We start from the raw sequence: 17,477 nt of genomic DNA, 5'->3' as shown, positions 1-17,477 counted from the left end.
CCAGGACGCGCCACTATTTAGGGCTTTTTTCTTATAAGAATGAAATCCTTATATTGATCTGTTGTTAGTAACAATGAATTGATATTAAAACCGTGCGCTCTTAGCTCAGCTGGATAGAGTACCTGGCTACGAACCAGGCGGTCGGAGGTTCGAATCCTCCAGAGCGCGCCACATTATTAGAAAAAGCCTCGTTTATACGAGGCTTTTTTTATGTCTGCTGCAAATTTGTTGCGACAATGTTAAATTTGTTCGTTGTTTAACTTGTTGTATTTAAAGTAGTTCTTGATTGCTTCTTTGTTATTCCACCTTTCTCATATCAATTCCCAGAAAAGCCCCGTTTAAGTCACAGTTTAAATATCTAAAAATGACGTATTTGACAGATTTATGTGATCTGATAGGCGAATAATTAACCTTATGTGTGCGTTATCCGTAACAGAACCTTAAACAAAATTGACAAACTTTTACCAATCGAGATAATCCATGGGTCGGGATCACTATTCGCTGAAATCCTGTACGTATGTCAGGATGACGAAGAAAGGAAGCAACATGACTAATATTGGAAGCCTGCTAGGAGATGCGGCGACTCTAATGATAACGGGGATGTCCGTTGTCTTTATTTTCCTAACTATTCTAGTTTACCTCGTTCGGTTGATGTCAAAACTGGTACCAGAAGAAGTACCAGAGCCGATCGCAGCACCTAAAAAAATTCAAAAATCACAATCAAACCCTTCAGCTGTTAGTCCACAGGTAGTGGCTGCAATTTCGGCCGCGGTTCATCAATACCGTGCGTCTACTGCTAAGTAGTATTTAAAGGATTAAAAAGGAGTTTATGAGCATGTCTAAACCACTAGCTATCACAGATGTGGTACTTCGTGACGCGCACCAGTCACTATTTGCTACTCGTATGCGTATCGAAGATATGCTGCCAATTGCGGCAGAACTGGATAAAGTCGGTTACTGGTCACTTGAGACTTGGGGCGGCGCGACGTTTGATTCGTGTATCCGTTTTCTTGGCGAGGATCCATGGGAGCGTTTGCGTGAGCTGAAAAAAGCGATGCCAAACACACCAATGCAGATGCTACTGCGTGGTCAAAACCTATTGGGCTACCGTCACTACGCGGATGATGTAGTAGAAAAATTTGTTGAACGTGCCCATAAAAACGGCATGGACGTATTCCGTATCTTTGATGCGATGAATGACGTGCGTAACTTTGAAAAAGCAGTGAAAGCAACGATCGACGTTGGTGGCCACGCTCAAGGTACGTTGTCTTACACAACCAGTCCGGTCCACAATTCAGATACTTGGGTTGATTTGGCTAAGCGCCTAGAGGACCTAGGTTGTCACTCACTATGTATCAAAGATATGTCAGGTTTATTAAAGCCGTATGAAGCAGAAGAGCTGATTACACGTATCAAAGCATCGTGTGACGTTCCTCTGGCACTGCATAGCCACGCGACAACTGGTCTATCGACTGCAACAGCGGTTAAAGCCGTTGAAGCGGGTATCGACATTCTAGATACCGCTATTTCTTCAATGAGCTGTACTTACGGTCATACGCCAACCGAAACGGTTGTTGCGATGTTAGAAGGTACAGAGCGCGACACGAATCTTAAACTAGACCAAATCGAACCCATCGCGGCTTACTTCCGTGATGTACGTAAAAAGTACGCGAAATGGGAAGGTCAGCTAAAAGGTGTCGATTCTCGCATCTTAATCGCTCAAGTTCCTGGCGGAATGTTAACTAACATGGAAGGCCAGCTTAAAGAGCAAGGCGCCGCCGATCGCATGGATGAAGTTCTAGAAGAGATCCCACGCGTACGTAAAGAGCTTGGTTACATTCCCTTAGTAACACCAACTTCTCAGATTGTCGGTACTCAAGCGGTTATTAACGTCTTAACGGGCGAACGCTATAAGAGCATCACGAAAGAGACTGCTGGTCTACTGAAAGGTGAATACGGTCAAGCTCCTGCTGAAGTGGATGCTGAACTGCAAGCGAAAGTTCTAGACGGTGCAGAGCCGATTACTTGTCGTCCTGCTGATTTACTTAAGTCTGAAATGGATACGTTAACGACGGATCTGTTAGAGAAAGCGAAATCAGAGGGTATCTCTCTAGCTGAAGATACGGTTGATGATGTACTGACTTACGCGCTCTTCCCACAAGTGGGTCTTAAGTTCCTTAAGAACCGTCGTAATCCTGAAGCATTTGAACCTGCACCAACGCTAGAAGTTGCGGCTCCAGTTGCTGCAGCTCCTGTACAAGCTTCTGGTGGTATTGAAAGCTACAGCGTGAAGGTTGATGGTCAAGTTTACGATGTTGAAGTTGGCCCACAAGGTGAACTGACATCGGTGGCGCCATCTGCAAAACCTGCTCAGGCTGCACCAGTAGCAGCGTCTGACGCTGAAGCGGTTCCAGCTCCATTGGCGGGTAACATCTTTAAAGTAAACGTTCAGGCGGGTACTGAGGTTTCTGAAGGCGACGTTCTACTAATCCTAGAAGCGATGAAGATGGAAACGGAAGTTCGTGCTGCTCGTGGTGGTATCGTTCAAGAATTGAATGTTAAAGAAGGCGATGCAGTTACTGTAGGCGCTCCACTACTAAGCTTAGCGTAAGGGAGTACCATGGAAGGATTGATGACCTTATGGTCTGAAACAGGGATTGCGAACTTTGAGTTCGGCCAGATCTGTATGATGCTGGTTGGTTGCTTACTGTTGTTTTTGGCAATTCGTAAAGGATTTGAACCGTTACTTCTACTGCCTATTGGTTTTGGTGCTGTATTAGCAAACATTCCAAATGCTGGGTTTACTGATCCAGGTGGTTTGCTCTACTACGTCTACTACATTGGTATTGAGACAGGTATTTTCCCACTGCTGATCTTTATGGGTGTTGGTGCGATGACGGACTTCGGTGCGTTGATTGCGAACCCTAAAACGTTGTGGCTAGGGGCTGCGGCTCAGTTTGGTATCTTCGCGACGCTATTTGGCGCGATCTTGCTGAACTACGTTCCAGGAATGGAGTTCTCGATGGCCGATGCTTCGTCAATTGCGATCATTGGTGGTGCCGATGGCCCAACTGCGATCTTCTTGGCGAGTAAGTTATCTCCGGATCTTTTAGGTGCCATTGCAGTAGCGGCTTATAGCTACATGGCTTTGGTTCCTATCATTCAGCCACCAATCATGAAAGCGTTAACGTCTCCTGAAGAGCGCAAAATTAAGATGGCTCAACTTCGTCACGTTAGCAAAGCCGAGAAGATTCTTTTCCCGCTTGCTGTACTACTGATGACGATTTTGTTCCTACCTTCAGCAACACCTCTAGTTGGTATGTTCTGTTTGGGTAACTTAATGCGTGAAGCGGGTGTGGTTGATCGCCTTTCAAAAACAGCTCAAAACGAACTGATTAACGTTGTAACTATTTTCCTAGGTCTAGGGGTTGGTTCTAAGCTTCAAGCGGATACGTTCTTGAACTTAGAAACACTGGGTATTCTAGGTTTAGGTGCGGTCGCGTTCAGTATCGGTACGGCGGGTGGTGTATTGATGGCTAAGGTGTTGAACCGATTCTCGAAAGAGGACATCAACCCACTGATTGGCGCAGCTGGCGTATCGGCGGTTCCAATGGCGGCACGTGTTGTGAACAAGGTTGGTCTTGAGGCAAACCCTCAGAACTTCTTATTGATGCATGCAATGGGTCCGAACGTAGCCGGTGTACTTGGTAGTGCGGTTGCGGCGGGTATTCTATTAGCTCTCGTGGGCTAGTGGATTTGCTGGGTCATGTATCGTTACGTTAATTGGTCGTCAATTTACGAATGAGCGGTTAACTTAGCCTTATTAAATGGTTTATAGTCAAAGGGATGCTTTCGCATCCCTTTCTTTTTATTAATTAAGGTGCTTGCTCACTAGGGCTTTTATCAATCAAGGAAATGTGGAAATGGAAAATAAACAGATTGCGATTACTCAATTCGGCGGCGTCGAAAACCTAAGTATTCAAACCAGTGCGATCCCTGAGCCTAAGGCTGGAGAAGTGGTGGTTAAAGTTTCCTTTTCAGGCATTAATCCGATTGATGTCAAAACCCGAGCGGGCCTTGGTTGGGCGGCAGCACAAAACAAAGATAACCTACCTTGGGTACCTGGCTACGATATTTCAGGGCAAATTGTCTCGCTAGGCGAACAGGCTGAACGCTTTACTGTTGGTGATAACGTAGCTGGCTTTATTGGTTTTCCACTGCAAGGTGGCGGTTACAGCCAATATGTGTGTGTTCCAGAAGCTGCATTAAGTATGGTTCCTGATTCTGTCACTCTAGAAGCGGCAGCTGCATTACCACTCGCGAGTCAAACAGCGGCACAAGCGCTCAACAAAGCCGAAGTGAAAGAAGGCGACCGCGTGCTTATCTTGGCGGGCGCGGGCGGCGTTGGTCACCTTGCGGTTCAAATTGCAGTGGCAGCAAAAGCAGAGGTTTACACAACCTGCAGCGAAGCCAACCTTGATTACCTTGCGACGCTAGGTGCTCACGCGATTAACTATAAGTTTGCACCAGCATCAGAAAGAGTATCTGATGTCGATGTGTTGATTGACTTGGTCGGCGGCGATACCGCGCTTGATGCATTGAAGTGCCTAAAAGATGACGCGCGAGTCGTGACTGTGCCGACTCTATCTGCAGAACTTATCTGCGAAAAAGCCACACTATTAGGTTTTACTGCATCAGGCATGCTGGTTGAACCAAGCCCTGAGCAAATGGACACTATGCTTTACATGGTCAGTGTCGGATTACTCAAAACAGAAATTCAAGGTATCTACCAATTAGACGAGGCGCAGTCGGCGCACCTGCAGGTTGAAACCGGACACACCAGAGGCAAGGTGCTACTTAAAATGCAAGAAAGTTGATAGGCAGTGTTAGAATTTTTTAACTCCCTTTTTGAAAATATCGCGCTGTGGTTCTCGGACTCGGCGCTGTGGGTACTCTTCATTAGTGGCTTCTTGAGTGCCACGTTACTCCCCGGTGGTTCAGAAGCTAGCCTTGTGGCTGCATTGAGCTTAGATCAGTTTTCAACCTCATCGATCATTCTAGTGGCGACATTAGGCAATACCTTAGGCGGCCTGACTAACTATTGGATTGGTTTGTGGTTGCCTAATCGAACTCAATCTGAAAAGCATGGTCATAAGGCTATGGCTTGGCTGAGTCGCTATGGCTACTGGACACTGTTATTTAGTTGGTTACCGATCATTGGTGACCCTTTGTGTCTCGCTGCGGGTTGGCTAAGAATGAAATTCATCCCTAGCGTTATTTTGATAGCGATTGGCAAAGCCGCTCGCTATAGCTTACTTGCTGCTATCTACTTCGGTTTTTTCTAAGGAGAACCTATGAAAAAGGTTTTACTTGGTACATTTTCTCTTATCGCCATTGCTGGCTGTTCTTACAATGTACCTAGCTCAACGCCCTTCTTTTCCTCGTTACCTGAAGGTGTCACTCTGTTAGAAGAGGTTAAGCCCTCTAAAGATAAAGTAGTGATTCCTTACACCAAGTATCAGCTTGAAAACGGTCTGACAGTTATTCTTTCCCCTGATGATTCCGATCCGTTGGTGCATGTTGATGTAACTTATCACGTCGGTTCAGCACGTGAAGAGATAGGCAAGTCGGGATTTGCTCACTTCTTTGAGCACATGATGTTCCAGGGTTCAGAGAACGTTGGTGACCAACAGCACTTTAAGATCATTACCGAAGCGGGTGGCTCGTTAAACGGCACGACCAACCGTGACCGCACCAACTATTTTGAAACTGTTCCTTCTAACCAACTTGAGAAAATGTTGTGGTTAGAATCAGACCGAATGGGCTTCTTGTTGGATGCTGTTTCTCAGAAGAAATTTGAGGTTCAAAGAGGCACGGTCAAGAACGAGCGAGCGCAGAGCTACGAAAATCGTCCTTACGGCTTGATGTGGGAACGCATGGGCGAAGCGCTTTACCCTGAAGGTCACCCTTACTCTTGGCAACCAATCGGCTATGTTGAAGATCTTGACCGTGTTGACGTGAATGATCTTAAAGCGTTCTTCCTGCGTTGGTACGGCCCAAACAATGCCGTGTTAACGATTGGTGGTGATATCGACGTTGATGACACGCTAGAATGGGTTAACAAGTACTTTGGTTCAATTCCTCAAGGCCCTGAAGTGAAGGCGGCAGAGAAGCAACCTGCTGTTCTAACAGAAGATAAATACATCACCTTAGAAGACAATATTCGTCAGCCGATGGTGCTGGTGGGGTGGCCAACAACGTATCGCGGTGAAGAGACGCAAGCTTCACTGAATGCATTGTCTAACGTGTTAGGTTCAGGTACCAACAGTTACCTATATCAAAACCTCGTAAAAACGCAGAAGGCCGTCAGCGCTGGCTCTTTCCATGATTGTGCTGAGTTGGCGTGTACCATGTACGTGTATGCAATGGGCAACTCAGGTGAAAAAGGCGATTTGACGGTTCTCAATAAAGAGCTGATGGATACCCTGGAGCAATTCTCGAAAGAGGGCGTTGAGCAAGAGCGTTTAGACCAGATCACTGGCATGGCCGAAGCGAATGCTGTTTTTGCATTGCAAAGCGTTAAAGGTAAGGTGTCGCAACTCGCGTCGAACCAAACCTTCTATGGTCAGCCTGATCGCATTGAATCACAACTCGATCAAATCCGAGCGGTGACGCCTGAGAGCGTGAGCAAGGCATACCAAGATTTCATCGAAGGTAAGCACAAGGTTACCTTGAGTGTGGTTCCTAAGAAAAAGCTCGATTTGGCGGTTCGTGAAGCGACCTTTACCACGCCACCACGTACGTTGCCGGAATACAGCAAGGTGACGGAAGATCAACTGGATTTCAGAAAGGCACCGGATACCTTTGATCGCAGTGTGATGCCAGAAGTGAACTTTGGTGTTGAGGCGACCATGCCTGAGTTGTACCGCATGCACTTTGCAAATGGCACTGACTTAATTGGTACCGTGACCAGTGAAACGCCGACAGTACAGCTGCAAATTCAATTGCCTGCAGGCGAACGCTATGTTCGCAAAGGGCAAGAAGGCCTAGCGAACCTAACGGCTTCGATGATGGAAGAAGGCTCAACTAAACGAACCGTTGAAGAGTTACAAGCGACCTTAGATAAACTTGGTAGCAGCGTGAGCATTAGTGCGGGCAGCTACACCACAGATATTTCAGTCTCGACGCTAGAGAAAAACTTGCCTCAAACCTTAGCGATTGTGCAAGAGGTTCTATTCGATCCTAAGTTCGATGAGCAAGATTTTGAGCGCGTTAAGAAACAGATGCTAGAAGGCGTTGTGTATCAGCATCAGCAGCCAAGTTGGATGGCTTCTCAAGCAACCCGTGAAGTGCTGTTTAGTGACACTGTTTTTGCTCGTGCAAGTGATGGTACTAAGGAATCTCTATCGAAATTGACCTTAGACGATGTGAAAAAATTCTATGCGCAACATTACACACCAGAAGGTGCCAATATTGTTGTTGTGGGAGACATCTCGAAGAAAGAGGTAGGGAAACAGCTACAATTCTTTGAAGAGTGGCAAGGCGATGCGGCACCATTAACGCGTCCACAGATCGTTAAAGAGCTTTCTGGTCAGCACCTGTACTTAGTTGATAAACCGGGTGCGCCGCAAAGCATTGTTCGCTTGGTTCGTAAGGGCCTGCCGTTTGATGCGACGGGCGAATTGTATTTGAGCCAGTTAGCTAACTTTAACTTAGCGGGCAACTTCAATAGCCGTATCAACCAGAACCTACGTGAAGACAAAGCCTACACTTACGGTGCAAGCGGTTACTTCGCAAGTACTCGTGAAACTGGCGCAGTGGTATTTAGCGCGCAGGTAAGGGCGAATGCGACGGTTCCATCGATTCAAGAGTTTATTAATGAGCTGAATGAGTTTAGCCAAAGTGGATTAACTGACGAAGAGGTGAAATTTATGCGCCTTGCCGTCGGTCAACAAGATGCACTTAAATACGAAACGCCAAGTCAAAAGGCGGGGTTGTTGAGTAATATTGTTGCATTGAGCCTTGATGAAGATTACCTACAACAGCGTAATCAGATAGTTGAAACGGTTTCAAAAGAGACCTTAAACGAGCTATCTAAGAAATGGTTTGACCCGAATGATTATCAAATAATCGTTGTTGGTGACGCGACTTCGCTTCGCCCGCAATTAGAAAAGTTAGATATTCCAATAGAAGAGCTTGAAATCATTCGTTAGAGTACACATTAAAGGGGGAGGGAAGAGACTCTACTTTTCTCCTCCAACCTAATTTATGATAGTTCTAATCAGAACAATATAAGATAAGTGAACTGAATTTTGACTGATTTTGCTGCGCGACTAAAGCAAGTTGCAACCAACCCTAAGACCTTCTCTCAATTTGGTCGTGGTGTTGAAAGGGAAACATTACGCTACACGGAAGATGGGCACCTTGCTACTGGGCCGCACCCTGAGGCTTTGGGATCTGCGTTGATGAACGAATGGGTAACGACCGATTTCTCTGAGTCGCTACTGGAATTTATCACGCCTGTTTCTAACGACGTTCCGACGCTTTTGAATCAGTTGTCTGATATCCACCACTTCACGCAAACCAAGTTAGACGGCGAAAAACTATGGCCGCTTTCTATGCCTTGTTACGTTGGCAGTGAAGATTACATTCAGCTAGCGCAATACGGCACCTCGAATAACGGTAAGATGAAGACCCTATATCGTGAAGGCCTAAAACGTCGTTACGGTAGCCTGATGCAGATTATCTCTGGTGTTCACTTCAACTTCTCTTTCCCAGAAAGCTTTTGGGATAGCCTGTTTGGAGAGCAAACTGAAGAAGCGCGTTGTGAATCTAAGTCAGATGCTTACTTTGGTTTGATTCGTAACTACTACCGCTTTGGTTGGTTAATCCCATACTTCTTCGGTGCTTCACCTGCGCTATGTTCTTCTTTCATCAAAGGAAGAGAGACAAACCTGCCTTTTGAAAAGATTGGCGAGACACTGTATCTGCCAAAAGCAACGGCACTGCGCCTGAGCGACCTTGGCTACACGAACAGTGCGCAAAGTGTGTTGAAGATTGGTTTCAACAGCCTAGACCAATACCTTGAAGGTTTGAATCAAGCGATTCGCACACCATCAGAAGAATTTGCCGAGATTGGCACTAAGGTTGATGGTGAATACCGTCAGTTGAATAGCAACGTACTGCAAATTGAAAATGAGCTTTACGCTCCAATCCGCCCTAAGCGTGTGGCGAAGAGTGGTGAGAAACCATCTGAAGCATTGGCACGCGGTGGTGTTGAGTACATTGAGGTTCGTTCTTTAGATGTAAACCCATTCAGCTCAATTGGTATCAATGAGCAGCAGGTTCGCTTCCTAGACTTATTCCTAACGTGGAGTGTGCTAACGGACTCTGCTGAGATGGATAACTGCGAGCTTGAATGCTGGCGCGATAACTGGAACAAGGTGATCCTACAAGGTCGTCAGGTTGGTCTAGAGCTACAAATCGGTTGTCATGGTGAGCGATTGTCTCTGCAAGATTGGGCGAAGCGTGTCTTCAAAGATCTGCGCTCTATTGCCGAGATGATGGACGCTGAACAAGGTGGTCGTGCATACCAAGAAACATGCGATACGCTTGAGGCTTGGATTGATAACCCTGAGCTAACTATTTCTGGCCAGTTGCTAGAAGAGACCAAAAAATTGGGCGGCTTAGGTAAAGTGGGTTGCGCGTTAGGTAAAACGTACGCTCAGCAACACAAAGCGCACCAATACAAAGTATATTCAGCTGAGTTGATGGAAGCAGAAGTTCAACGTTCTGTGATTGCTCAGCAACAAAGTGAAGAAGCAAGCACTCAAGATTTTGATAGCTTCTTGGCGGATTATTTTTCGTATTTAAAAGCATAGCGAGACTTTGGTGGAAAGGAAGCAAGCCTTATTAGGTCAGCCTACTCGAGTGAGTAGTAAATGGTTACCTGTAGTGACTGTTGGTGTTGTCTCTAGCCTGTTGGTTGGATGTGCAACGCCACCGCCAAAGCAGCAAGATAATTTGTGTAGCATCTTTCGAGAGCACCCTTCATGGTATGAAGATGCCTTGGATATGCAAGAAGAATGGGGAACGCCGATTAACGTTGCGATGGCTTTTGTGAAACAAGAGAGTAGCTATCGTCATGATGCGCGCCCACCTAAAGATTACATTCTTGGCTTTATACCGTGGGGGCGTGTAAGCAGTGCCTACGGTTATGCACAAGCTCAAGATCCTGCTTGGGAAGACTTCCAAAAGGCGACCAATAACGGTGGTTCAAGAACCAACTTTGATGATGCATTGATGTTCATCGGTTGGTATACCAGCGAGACGCGTCGTCAATTGGGCATCTCACTATGGGACCCATATAACCAATACCTAGCTTATCATGAAGGCCGTGGTGGTTATAAGCGTAAGTCATACAACAGCAAGCCATCGCTAATTAAGGTGGCGCGCAAAGTCGAACAGCAAGCAAAAGATTATGGATGGCAGCTGAAACAGTGCCGCAAAGAACTAGAAGACAATCGAAGCTGGTTTTTCTAAAGCCAGCCGTCATGGAGAAGAGCAATGCCTTTATTAGATAGTTTCACTGTTGATCACACACGCATGAACGCACCTGCCGTTCGTGTTGCTAAAACAATGCAAACCCCAAAAGGGGATACCATCACTGTGTTTGACCTGCGTTTTACTGCGCCAAACAAAGACATCCTATCTGAGAAAGGTATCCATACTCTAGAGCACCTATATGCTGGTTTCATGCGTAATCAATTGAACGGTTCAGATGTAGAGATCATCGATATCTCACCGATGGGCTGTCGCACTGGTTTCTACATGAGCCTGATTGGTACGCCTACAGAACAACAAGTGGCTGACGGTTGGTTGGCAGCGATGCAAGACGTACTGAAAGTTGAGAACCAGAATAAGATCCCTGAGCTGAACGAATACCAATGTGGTACCGCGGCAATGCACTCTTTGGATGAAGCGAAAGAGATCGCGAATGCGATCATCGCTGCAGGCATCTCTGTAAACAAGAATGATGAACTGGCACTGCCAGAGTCTATGCTGCAAGAGCTTAAGATCGACTAGTCATTGATAGCTACCCTAGATAGGGCGAGTTAGATACTAAAAGGCCCGGTTCAATGAACCGGGCCTTTTTCGTCAACGTATTTTAGGGCGAGACAGAGATTCAGTGATAACTCAGTTAGCCGTTCACGATCTGTGGGAACACGCGAACCAGTTTGATGCGGTTCTCTTCAAGCTCAACAATTTCCATTGGGTGGCTGGCTACCTGAACACTGAGGTGACTCTCTGGAATATCTTCAAGGTGTTCCAGTATCAAACCATTCAGAGTTCTTGGGCCATCGGTAGGCAGTGCCCACTGTAAGCCTTTGTTGATGTCTCGGATATTGGCACTGCCTTCAATCAAGAAGCTGCCATCGCTTTGCGGAGTAATCTCTTCAGATAAGCTTGGGGTGATTGAGGTGGTAAACTCACCTACGATCTCTTCTAGAATATCTTCTAATGTAACCAAACCATTGATGTCGCCATACTCATCAACAATCAAACCGATGCGCTGCTTATTGCGTTGAAACTTAAGCAGTTGAATATTGAGTGGTGTCGCTTCAGGAATAAAGTAGATCTCATCCGCGGCACGCAACAGGGTTTCTTTATTGAATTCGTTCTTTTCAAGCATCAGACGGTAAGCTTCACGCAGCCTAAGCATGCCGACCACTTCATCTATTTGGTCACGGTACAGCACTACGCGACCATGAGGCGAGTGGGTAAGTTGACGAACGATCGATTTCCAGTCGTCATTGATGTCGATACCAGTAATCTCATTACGCGGCACCATGATGTCGTTCACGGTGACGTGCTCTAAATCCAGAATAGACACCAACATATCTTGGTGACGTTGAGGGATTAAGCTACCGGCTTCATTTACCACGGTTCTAAGCTCTTCGGAGCTCAAGTGGTCGGTTGCATCATGGCTGGCTTTGACACCTAAGATACGAATGAAGCCATTGGTAATGAAGTTAACTAAAATCACCAACGGTGACAGTACCTTCATCAGCACCATCAAAAGGATGCTACTGGCGTAAGAGACACGTTCAGGAAATAGAGAAGCGATAGTCTTTGGGGTTACCTCGGCGAATACGAGGATCACGAGAGTCAGGGTACCAGTAGCGATAGCCACACCGATATCCCCGTAGATGCGCATACCAAGAATAGTAGCGATCGCAGATGCAAGAATGTTGACGAGATTGTTGCCGATGAGAATGAGGCCAATCAATCTGTCTGGGCGGTTCAGAAGTTTTTCTACGCGTTTGGCACCTTTATGACCCGTATTGGCCAAGTGCTTTAAACGGTAGCGGTTCAAGGACATCATGCCCGTTTCGGAACCAGAGAAATAACCAGAAATTACAATGAGACACGCGAGTAGCGCAAATAAGATACCCGTTGATATGTCGTCCAAAACTATTCTTTTCCTATTTGTGTATCTTGATTAATTTATGACCGAACATGGTCGAGATGTCAATTGAATCTAACGGACTCAATATTTTAAAGGCAAGGTGTGTGAGACCTTGCCTTTATTTTACAGACTAGTTCAGGATGATTTCCTGAACGAAGCGGCTACCGAAGTAGGCCAATGTGAGCATGCTGGCGCCGGCAAGTGCGAACCAAGTGACTTTCTGTCCACGCCAACCTTTTTGGTAGTGACCCCATAAAAGGATGGAGTAGATAACCCAAGCGATAAAAGACAATACCGCTTTGTGCGCCTTTCCTTGAGCAAACATATCTTGTACGAAGATAAGGCCAGTCAGCAAAGTACCCGTTAATAAACCATTACCAATCAGAATGATCTTGAAAAGCTGTCTCTCTACCATCATTAAAGGAGGTAGGTTAGGGTTAATCACTAAGGCTTTTTTCTTTTTAAGCTTGTGATCAAGCCACGCGAGTTGCAGGGCGTATAGCGCACCGATAGTTAACGTTGCGTATGAGAATAGAGCCAAAGAGATGTGCACGAGCAGTTTTGGGTCATTCTCTAGATGTTTGATGAAGGTGCTTGGAAGAAAAGTGGCAGCCATTAGATTTAGAGCTGCGAAGCTATAAACAACCGGCAAGATGAACCACAAACGGGTTTTGAGCATTGCACCGCTCATTACCACAGATATGATTAAACTGATTAATGAAGCAACGTTCAAGATACTGAGGTTTTGGCCACTGGCATTAAAAATCAAATCGCCAAGCAACCAAGCATGGAAAGCTAGAGCAAGTAATGCGCTGATAAACACCGTTTTTACACGGATTCCTGTTTGGTGCACGAGACCTGGAATGATCGTGGAAATCGCCATTGTATAAAGAAAGGCTGCTGCGATCGCAATAAGACTGTCCATGGTATCCATTTTAATGATTACTAATTGGCGAATTATACCTCGCATCGCTCTTTGGGGCTATGGCGAACCTCATTCAATTCCAAGTGAATAATGTCTCACATCACAAGCACGGATGATTAACGCTCTACAACGGGTATGACTCTAATCCGCGCTAATGTATACTCACAGTAATAGTCGCAGTTTTGAGCGAAGAGAAAACTATGTTTGATAATTTAACGGATCGTCTATCCAAAACGCTGAAGAACATCAGCGGTAAAGGTCGTCTGACCGAAGACAATATTAAAGAGACGCTGCGTGAAGTACGTATGGCGCTACTTGAAGCCGACGTTGCACTGCCCGTTGTCCGCGATTTTGTTAAGCGCGTAAAAGAAGGCGCTGTGGGTGTTGAGGTTTCTAAATCTCTAACGCCTGGTCAAGAATTCATTAAGATCGTTCAAGCTGAACTTGAAGCGGTGATGGGTGAGTCTAACGAGGCTCTTAACCTAGCAGCGCAGCCGCCAGCCGTTATCTTAATGGCGGGTCTACAAGGTGCGGGTAAAACCACATCGGTAGGTAAGCTATCTAAGCTTCTGACTGAGCGTGACAAGAAGAAAGTCTTGGTTGTGTCTGCCGACGTTTACCGTCCAGCGGCAATCAAACAGCTTGAAACGTTAGCAAGCGATGTTGGCGTAGACTTCTTCCCATCTTCAGCTGATCAAAAACCTCTTGATATTGCAAACGCTGCAATCGACCACGCGAAGAAGAAATTCTACGACGTGCTACTTGTCGATACTGCGGGTCGTTTGGCTATCGATGAAGAGATGATGGGCGAGATCAAAGAGCTTCATACTGCAATTAAACCAGTAGAGACACTGTTCGTTGTTGATGCAATGACAGGTCAAGATGCTGCGAACACTGCAAAAGCCTTTGGTGATGCGCTACCACTAACCGGTGTTATCTTGACGAAAGTTGATGGTGATGCGCGTGGTGGTGCTGCTCTGTCTGTTCGTCATATCACAGGCAAGCCGATTAAATTCTTGGGTGTTGGTGAAAAGACTGACGCACTAGAACCGTTCCACCCAGATCGTGTTGCTTCTCGTATCTTAGGTATGGGCGACGTACTGTCTCTTATTGAAGACCTACAGAAAAACGTTGATACCGAGAAAGCAGAGAAACTGGCTAAGAAGTTCAAAGAGAAGAAAGGCTTTGACCTTGAAGACTTCCGTGAACAACTAGGTCAGATGCAAAACATGGGCGGCATGATGGGCATGATGGATAAGCTTCCAGGCATGTCTCAGCTACCAGATAACGTTAAAGATAAAGTTGATGACAAGATGTTCAAGCAAATGGAAGCGATCATCAACTCTATGACCATGAAAGAGCGTCAACGCCCTGACCTAATCAAAGGCTCTCGCAAAAAGCGTATTGCCGCTGGTTCTGGTACACAGGTACAAGATGTAAACCGTATGCTTAAGCAGTTCACCCAAATGCAGAAGATGATGAAGAAGATGCAGAAAGGTGGCATGAAAGGCATGATGCGCAACATGCAAGGCATGATGGGCGGCGGTGGAGGTATGGGCGGAATGGGTGGTGGCTTTAACCCGTTTGGTCGATAATCTACAAATGTAAGCTTTAGCTACGTTACTTTTCATAGTGTTAGCCGTGTCACAGAAAGTGTACGGCAGCTATGTTGGTGAAAAAATAGCTAAAGCCCTTGCATTGCACCGGAATAAGAGTAAAATTCCGGGGCTTTAATTTGGCACGAGACCCCAAGCTATTTACTTATACTTGGGGTTAATTATTTTATTAAGAAAGCAAAGAGGACGACATGGTAACCATTCGTTTGGCACGTCACGGTGCAAAGAAGCGCCCATTTTATCAAATCGTAGTTGCGGATAGCCGTAACGCTGCAACTGGCCGTTTCATCGAGAAAGTAGGTTTCTTTAACCCTACTGCTCAAGGTCAAGAAGAAGGTCTACGTCTAGACCTAGATCGTGTTAACCACTGGGTTGGTCAAGGCGCATCTCTATCTGATCGTGTAGCTAAGCTAGTTAAAGACGCTCAAAAAGCGGCTTAATTCTTTTTTAAAGAGAAATAGCTTATGTCGATGAAGGGTAAAGAAACTATGAGCGAGCAAAACAATAGAATTGTCATGGGTAAACTTGGGTCTACCTATGGTATTCGTGGCTGGCTTAAAGTGTTCTCCTACACAGACAATGCTGAAAGCATATTTGATTACAGCCCTTGGTATTTAAACCTAAAGGGTAAGTGGGTTGAGTACAAAGTTGAGAGCTGGAAACGTCATGGCCAAGGTTATGTATGTAAGCTAGCGGGATTAGATGTTCGTGAAGACGCGCAACTGATGACTAACTTTGAAATTGCTATTGACCCTGCTTCGTTACCTGAATTGTCAGAAGATGAATTCTACTGGCGCGAATTGTTCGGTATGCAAGTTTTTACCACTAAAGGTTACGACCTTGGTGAGGTCACTGACCTATTAGAAACTGGCTCGAACGATGTTCTAGTAATCAAAGCAAATCTTAAAGATGCTTTTGGCCAAAAGGAACGGTTAGTACCGTACCTTGAAGAGCAAGTGATCAAGAAAGTTGATCGCGAAGCTCGCCGGATCGAAGTTGACTGGGATCCTGGATTCTAACTCCAAATTACAGAGCGAGAGAACACATGTGGGTTGGCATTATTAGCCTTTTTCCTGAAATGTTCCGTTCTGTTACTGTTTTTGGAGTAACAGGTCAAGCGGTTAAAAAAGGTCTTTTATCTATTGAGACATGGAATCCTCGTGATTTCACTCATGATAAACATCGCACTGTTGATGACAGACCTTACGGTGGTGGTCCTGGCATGTTAATGATGGTTCAGCCTTTGCGCGACGCTATCAAAACTGCCAAGCAAGCAGCACCGGGAAAGACGAAAGTCATCTATCTTTCACCTCAAGGTCGTAAACTCGACCAGAAAGGTGTTGAAGAGCTGGCAACAAACGAGAATTTACTTCTTATTTGTGGTCGCTATGAAGGGGTAGATGAGCGCATCATTGAATCTGAAGTTGACGAAGAATGGTCGATTGGAGATTTTGTGATGACGGGTGGCGAACTGCCAGCCATGACGCTGATTGATTCAGTATCTCGGTTTGTTCCGGGTGTACTTGGAGATTTCGCTTCAGCAGAAGAAGATTCTTTTGCAAATGGTTTGCTAGATTGTCCCCATTATACGCGCCCTGAGGTGCTAGACGATAAAGATGTACCATCGGTACTCAAGTCTGGAAACCATAAGGACATTCGTCGCTGGCGATTAAAACAATCGTTGGGCCGAACTTGGCTAAGAAGACCAGAACTCCTGGAAAACCTAGCTCTGACTGACGAACAGGAACAATTACTGGCTGAATTCATTAAAGAGCAACGCTCTTAACGAAAAGCAAGCAGTAACCTATTAAATTTAGTATCAGTTTATTCTAGGAATTTATACAAATGAGCAACATCATCAAGGCTCTTGAAGAAGAGCAACTAAAATCAGACCTTCCTAAATTCGCACCAGGTGACACTGTTGTAGTTCAGGTTAAGGTAAAAGAAGGTGACCGTGAGCGTCTACAGGCTTTCGAAGGCGTTGTAATCGCTATTCGTAACCGTGGTCTACACTCTGCATTCACAGTTCGTAAGATCTCGAACGGTGAAGGCGTAGAGCGTGCGTTCCAAACTCACTCTCCAATGGTTGATAGCATCGAAGTTAAACGCCGTGGTGCAGTACGTCGTGCCAAGTTGTACTACCTACGTGAGCGTTCTGGTAAGTCAGCTCGTATTAAAGAGAAGCTTACTAAGAAGTAATTCTTTTTGCATTCTATCGATAAAAGCGGAGCCATTTGGCTCCGCTTTTTTGTGTCTGTTATTTGGAGCTTAGCAGGTAAGAGATCCCCAATTCGCTCGTACCTCACTCTTGAGGATGACAAACCAGACGAAACTCATATTTAACCGTCATTCCCTAGACTGACGAAGGAAGGAGTAGGGAATCTCTACTAGCGCCGTGTTATAGGCAATAAAAAAGGATTGACGTTAAACGCCAACCCTTCAAAATTTACTCGCTACTCGCTACTCG

Annotated in this window: 16 protein-coding genes and 1 tRNA gene; 15 read left to right on the top strand and 2 right to left on the bottom strand. The window is 45.7% G+C overall.

The features are described 5' to 3' along the window. Positions 1–94: 94 nt before the first annotated feature. From AB4307_RS17605 to luxS, 10 genes are all read left to right on the top strand, one after another. A tRNA-Arg gene (locus AB4307_RS17605) sits at positions 95–171 on the top strand. A gap of 375 nt (positions 172–546) precedes the next feature. Further along, a complete protein-coding gene (locus AB4307_RS17600; protein ID WP_004741884.1) occupies positions 547–804 on the top strand; it encodes an oxaloacetate decarboxylase subunit gamma in 258 nt (85 codons plus the stop codon). 31 nt (positions 805–835) lie between these two features. Continuing rightward, complete coding sequence (gene oadA / locus AB4307_RS17595) at positions 836–2,611, top strand: sodium-extruding oxaloacetate decarboxylase subunit alpha (protein ID WP_017059560.1); 1,776 nt, start codon at positions 836–838, stop codon at positions 2,609–2,611. A gap of 9 nt (positions 2,612–2,620) precedes the next feature. Further along, positions 2,621–3,751, top strand: coding sequence for a sodium ion-translocating decarboxylase subunit beta (locus AB4307_RS17590; RefSeq protein WP_019825842.1), 1,131 nt, complete (start codon positions 2,621–2,623; stop codon positions 3,749–3,751). Positions 3,752–3,923: 172 nt separating this feature from the next. Beyond that, positions 3,924–4,877 carry an NADP-dependent oxidoreductase gene (locus AB4307_RS17585; protein WP_102319878.1) on the top strand — a complete coding sequence of 318 codons (954 nt, stop codon included), beginning with the start codon at positions 3,924–3,926 and terminating at the stop codon, positions 4,875–4,877. 6 nt (positions 4,878–4,883) lie between these two features. After that, complete coding sequence (locus AB4307_RS17580; RefSeq protein ID WP_017059555.1) at positions 4,884–5,345, top strand: YqaA family protein; 462 nt, start codon at positions 4,884–4,886, stop codon at positions 5,343–5,345. A gap of 9 nt (positions 5,346–5,354) precedes the next feature. After that, on the top strand, positions 5,355–8,213 hold the full coding sequence (locus tag AB4307_RS17575; RefSeq protein ID WP_372132801.1) for a M16 family metallopeptidase: 2,859 nt from the start codon (positions 5,355–5,357) through the stop codon (positions 8,211–8,213). Between the two features lie 99 nt (positions 8,214–8,312). Beyond that, positions 8,313–9,881, top strand: a complete 1,569-nt coding sequence (gshA, locus tag AB4307_RS17570) for a glutamate--cysteine ligase (protein WP_017063229.1) — start codon at positions 8,313–8,315, stop codon at positions 9,879–9,881. A gap of 10 nt (positions 9,882–9,891) precedes the next feature. Further along, positions 9,892–10,542 (top strand): transglycosylase SLT domain-containing protein, encoded by a 651-nt coding sequence (locus AB4307_RS17565; RefSeq protein WP_017629422.1) that lies wholly within the window; start codon positions 9,892–9,894, stop codon positions 10,540–10,542. Between the two features lie 24 nt (positions 10,543–10,566). Continuing rightward, complete coding sequence (gene luxS, locus AB4307_RS17560; protein ID WP_017056597.1) at positions 10,567–11,085, top strand: S-ribosylhomocysteine lyase; 519 nt, start codon at positions 10,567–10,569, stop codon at positions 11,083–11,085. Between the two features lie 115 nt (positions 11,086–11,200). Here luxS and AB4307_RS17555 read toward each other — a convergent pair whose 3' ends face one another. Further along, positions 11,201–12,472: an HlyC/CorC family transporter gene (locus tag AB4307_RS17555; RefSeq protein ID WP_017068872.1), complete on the bottom strand. Its 1,272-nt coding sequence runs from the start codon at positions 12,470–12,472 to the stop codon at positions 11,201–11,203. A 127-nt stretch (positions 12,473–12,599) separates the two neighbouring features. Then, a complete protein-coding gene (locus AB4307_RS17550; RefSeq protein ID WP_019825854.1) occupies positions 12,600–13,394 on the bottom strand; it encodes a cytochrome C assembly family protein in 795 nt (264 codons plus the stop codon). A gap of 200 nt (positions 13,395–13,594) precedes the next feature. On the opposite strand from AB4307_RS17550, the gene ffh reads away from it, so the two are divergent. The 5 genes from ffh to rplS all read left to right on the top strand — a co-directional run bounded on the left by ffh (position 13,595) and on the right by rplS (position 17,209). Continuing rightward, on the top strand, positions 13,595–14,989 hold the full coding sequence (gene ffh / locus AB4307_RS17545) for a signal recognition particle protein (protein WP_010435884.1): 1,395 nt from the start codon (positions 13,595–13,597) through the stop codon (positions 14,987–14,989). Between the two features lie 212 nt (positions 14,990–15,201). After that, positions 15,202–15,450 carry a 30S ribosomal protein S16 gene (gene rpsP / locus AB4307_RS17540; protein WP_004410028.1) on the top strand — a complete coding sequence of 83 codons (249 nt, stop codon included), beginning with the start codon at positions 15,202–15,204 and terminating at the stop codon, positions 15,448–15,450. 24 nt (positions 15,451–15,474) lie between these two features. Next, complete coding sequence (gene rimM, locus AB4307_RS17535) at positions 15,475–16,029, top strand: ribosome maturation factor RimM (RefSeq protein WP_017063236.1); 555 nt, start codon at positions 15,475–15,477, stop codon at positions 16,027–16,029. Between the two features lie 26 nt (positions 16,030–16,055). Next, on the top strand, positions 16,056–16,796 hold the full coding sequence (trmD, locus tag AB4307_RS17530) for a tRNA (guanosine(37)-N1)-methyltransferase TrmD (RefSeq protein ID WP_372132799.1): 741 nt from the start codon (positions 16,056–16,058) through the stop codon (positions 16,794–16,796). A gap of 59 nt (positions 16,797–16,855) precedes the next feature. After that, positions 16,856–17,209: a 50S ribosomal protein L19 gene (gene rplS / locus AB4307_RS17525; protein ID WP_004735514.1), complete on the top strand. Its 354-nt coding sequence runs from the start codon at positions 16,856–16,858 to the stop codon at positions 17,207–17,209. The last annotated feature ends 268 nt before the right edge of the window (positions 17,210–17,477 follow it).

The sequence above is a fragment of the Vibrio sp. 10N.261.52.C2 genome (assembly GCF_041471425.1).
Taxonomy (GTDB): Bacteria; Pseudomonadota; Gammaproteobacteria; order Enterobacterales; family Vibrionaceae; genus Vibrio; species Vibrio crassostreae_C.
Note: the sequence above shows the minus strand (reverse complement) of the source record. Positions and strands in the feature narration are given on the sequence as shown.